This is a genomic window from Methyloceanibacter sp. (genome assembly GCF_050728395.1).
GTDB lineage: Bacteria > Pseudomonadota > Alphaproteobacteria > Rhizobiales > Methyloligellaceae > Methyloceanibacter.
In genome coordinates, this window is the sequence record NZ_JBOHJB010000164.1 from 1 (window position 1) to 3,615 (window position 3,615).

The 3,615-nt window shown below is 56.0% G+C and carries 3 protein-coding genes; 2 read left to right on the top strand and 1 reads right to left on the bottom strand.

The features are described from left to right. Positions 1-587: class II aldolase/adducin family protein (locus ACREC7_RS16080; RefSeq protein ID WP_431556699.1), on the top strand; the 587-nt coding region annotated here is incomplete at its 5' end. 527 nt (positions 588-1,114) lie between these two features. Next, on the top strand, positions 1,115-2,452 hold the full coding sequence (gene ltrA / locus ACREC7_RS16085) for a group II intron reverse transcriptase/maturase (RefSeq protein ID WP_431556700.1): 1,338 nt from the start codon (positions 1,115-1,117) through the stop codon (positions 2,450-2,452). 332 nt (positions 2,453-2,784) lie between these two features. Here the strand turns inward: ltrA and ACREC7_RS16090 are convergent, their stop codons facing one another. Beyond that, positions 2,785-3,243 (bottom strand): hypothetical protein, encoded by a 459-nt coding sequence (locus tag ACREC7_RS16090; RefSeq protein ID WP_431556701.1) that lies wholly within the window; start codon positions 3,241-3,243, stop codon positions 2,785-2,787. Positions 3,244-3,615: the final 372 nt, after the last annotated feature.

Below are 3,615 nucleotides of genomic sequence, written 5' to 3' on the forward strand. Positions count from 1 at the left end.
TCTGCATCCTGCGCAACCACGGCCTGCTCACGGTCGGCCGGTCGGTGGAGGAATCGATCGGATGGTTTGTGATGGCCGAACGGGTGGCTGAGGTCCACGTGAAAGCGCCGAACGGGCGACCGATCTCTGACGAGGCCGCTGCCGTTGCAGCGTCGACACTCGCCCCTGACCCCGTCGGATGGCGGATGTTCCAGTGGGGTCCAGCGATCGCTCGTTCCCGATCGATCGGTGGTCGACTGAACAGCGCGCCCGGCCAGGTATGCCGGCGTCAGACCGACGAGTCAATGGTAGAGGTGGCGCTCGCCATTGTTCAGTGGTGTCGGCATCGTTCGCCTCGACACTGGGGAGCAATCGTGAGAACGTTTTTGGGGCTGGGATCCGAAGGCCCGATCTGTAACGGCGGTAAAAAATTCAGCGCGATACGCCGGGAATACAAGAATCGCGACGATGCGATTCGGGTAGCGTACGAGAGCGGGGCATATGGCTATCAACAAATCGCCAAGGAATTCGAAGTTCATTTCACCACGGTAGGACGAATTGTGCGCCGGCCAAAGAAGCGGGTGAGCGTAATACCTGGGAGAAGGTAGCGGACGGTCCCTCTTGTGCTGCGATGATAGACCTGACCGTTCGCAGTAACCGCAGTGTGTCTAGCGGGTTGAAGTCCCGTCCAAGGAGTTGTCCGTACGCCTTGGTAGTGTCAGGAAGCAGCGTTGAAGTAACTCAAGGTTGCGAGTTTCCGAAGCGCAAATGAGCAGGCCGTAATGCAAATGAACCGATGAGTAGCCTCGTAAACGGAAATGGAGAAGCCGACCCTGTGGTCAAAAGGGGAAGGCCGTTGGACGTGTGCTGAAAGAACGGAAGTGGCAGACGTTGACTCCCGGGGTAGCAGGGACGGCATGCTGAGGAAGACACAGTGCCCAGTGCTGGAGACCCGTTTTGCGGGGCGGGGAGGCCACCAACCGCTGCGTATAAGGAAACGAAAGCGCAGTGGCTGTGAACGGGAGTCGGAGGGGTTCATAGTACCGGTTGAGATCGAGGGACAACACAACCCTGGTCGAGGGAAGGAACCCTGCTTTGTTTGTGCGACCGAAGAGCGGAGGATCAGGGGATTGCCATGTCGCTAACCACCCCGGATACGATCAGGACGCTCCAGAGGAAGCTGTATGCCAAGGCCAAGCAAGAACCGGCCTATCGCTTTTACGCGCTCTACGACAAGCTGTATCGGGCAGATATACTCAATCATGCCTGGCGGCTGGTTAAGGCCAACCGAGGCAGTCCCGGCGTTGACGGGATCAGCTTCGAGGCCATAGAGGACGGAAACGGGGTAGAAACGTTACTGCGGGAACTGGCCCAAGACCTGAAAGAGAAAACCTACCGAGCCCAACCGGTGCGGCGCGTCATGATTCCCAAAGCGGAGGGCAGTATGCGTCCCTTGGGTATTGCGACCATTCGCGACCGGGTAGCGCAAATGGCGGTGAAACTGGTCATCGAACCGATCTTTGAAGCTGACTTCTGTGCGCATTCGTATGGATTTCGGCCTAAGAGATCGGCGCACGACGCCGTGGACGACATCGCCAACACGTTATGGGCAGGCTACACCCAAGTCATAGACGCCGACCTGTCGAAATACTTTGACAGCATACCGCACGCCAAACTGATGGTGGTGGTGGCCGAGCGCATTGTTGACGGTGGCATTCTGCATCTGATCAGACAATGGCTTAAAGCCCCAGTTATCAGCGAAGACGACAACGGTGTGAAGAAGACCGTGGGCGGCGGCAAAGCCAGCAACAAGGGCACGCCGCAGGGGGGTGTCATCTCACCGTTGCTGGCCAACTGCTATCTGCATATTCTGGATCGGGTATGGCAACGCCAGCAGCTCAAGGAAAAGCTGAAAGCGCATCTGGTGCGCTACGCGGACGACTTTGTGGTGCTGTGCTGCAAGGGGGTAGAAGAACCGCTGAAGGTGGTGCGTCATGTGCTGGAACGACAGGGTCTGAGCCTGAACGAGGCCAAGACGCAAGTCGTGGACGCCACGCAAGCAAGCTTTGATTTCTTGGGGTTTTCGATCAGGATGAGGCGAGGGCGGCGCACCGGCAAACCGTATCCCCATGTTTGCCCGTCGGAGAAGTCGCTGATGAAAATCAAGACGAAGCTGACGGCGCTGACCGGGCGGGAACTGACCCCCATTGCTCTGGAGAAGATTGTGAAAAACGTGAACCGCAGTCTGAGCGGCTGGGTAAACTACTTTCACTATCGGAATTCGAACCAGGTCCTGGAAAAGGTCAAGACCCATGCGGAGCAGCGCCTGCGCCGGCACTTGATGAAGCGTCATAAGGTGAAAGACCGAGGCATCGGCGAAGGCCGCTTCCCAAGTTGTCATCTTTATGAGCGCTATGGGCTATACAAGGTCTCCACAGTCGCGGGCTGGCGCTCGGCGCATGCTTCGGCGTGAAGAACATCGGAAAGCCGTGTGCGGGAAAACTGCATGCACGGTTTGATGAGGGGGAACAGGCTTTCGTTTCACGGTAGATTCTAAACGGGCACAAAACTGGAAACAGTGGATACAGCCAAGAATCTGCCTAAAGAAGGATTAGCCTGTTCTCTACTCTACCTTGGCGGGGTCACTTACGGCCCCCAATTTGCCGCTGAAAGTGAGGCTCTAAGGGCCGAGAACACGTTCTTCTGGGATAAACGTGTTGATCAAGCAACTACCTAGCTCAGTCCGACCCGAACTACCCGTAAAACTTTGACAGTGACTGTTGGCGGCGGAATATAACGCCTTGCTCACTGCTTCACCAGGTATCCGGAGACTGCGACGTTATCGGAAGGGCTGAAATAGAAGGTCGCTCCGGCATTCAACATCATTTTGAATGGAATGGAGAAGGAAAAGGTATCCGACACTGGGCCCGGGAAGGTCTTTGTGGCCACAAAGTTGTGGAAGGCGGCGCTACTGAGCCCGAGTCCGGGATCCGTTATCACGATCGACACTCCGGTCGTGGTGTTTGTCGAGGTGGGGAGAAAAACATAACCCGAGACGTGCTCGATTATCAGGCGCTGTCCAGACGGGACTGTGCATGGACTGGGAGGGAAGGCTCCACTGGGATCGGTCCCACACAATCCAGTGTTTTCGATGTTCGAGTAGATACGTTGCTTCTCTGGGTCGACTGCGTGAGTCGTCGATACCAGAAGAGACGACGACAAGAGCGCTGCCGTAATCAGCGCGACTGCTCTGGCGTTCATCATGATGGGACTCCTTCGGTTGAGGATAGGTTTTGGATGAACTTTGCGACCGACAGTACTGCTGAACCTATTAGGGTGTCAAGGTTCTCTCCTCAGCCAACCGTAAGCCCAGCGCTTGAAAATCACCACTTCGAGACCGCCGCGCGTAATAACGGAAGATAGATTCTATAGGGGCACCATACCCGGAGGAAAAGCGAAGATCCGGGTCGGACCAAGAGAACCAGTTGAATTTGCCAGGGACGGTGGCATAAGAGGCGTCTTTTAAGGCTTAGAGGGTTTTTTTTTCAGGCTGAAAAGTTACCTCTAAGAAACACAGATGCCACGAGCACGAAATAGGCATGAGGCGTGAGCAACAGGCAATAGTCGGAAAGTAGC

Excerpts from the sequence above, each read along its gene's own strand:
- ACREC7_RS16090 (WP_431556701.1), bottom strand. The coding sequence starts at position 3,243 with ATGATGAACGCCAGAGCAGTCGCGCTGATTACGGCAGCGCTCTTGTCG.
- ltrA (WP_431556700.1), top strand. The coding sequence starts at position 1,115 with ATGTCGCTAACCACCCCGGATACGATCAGGACGCTCCAGAGGAAGCTG.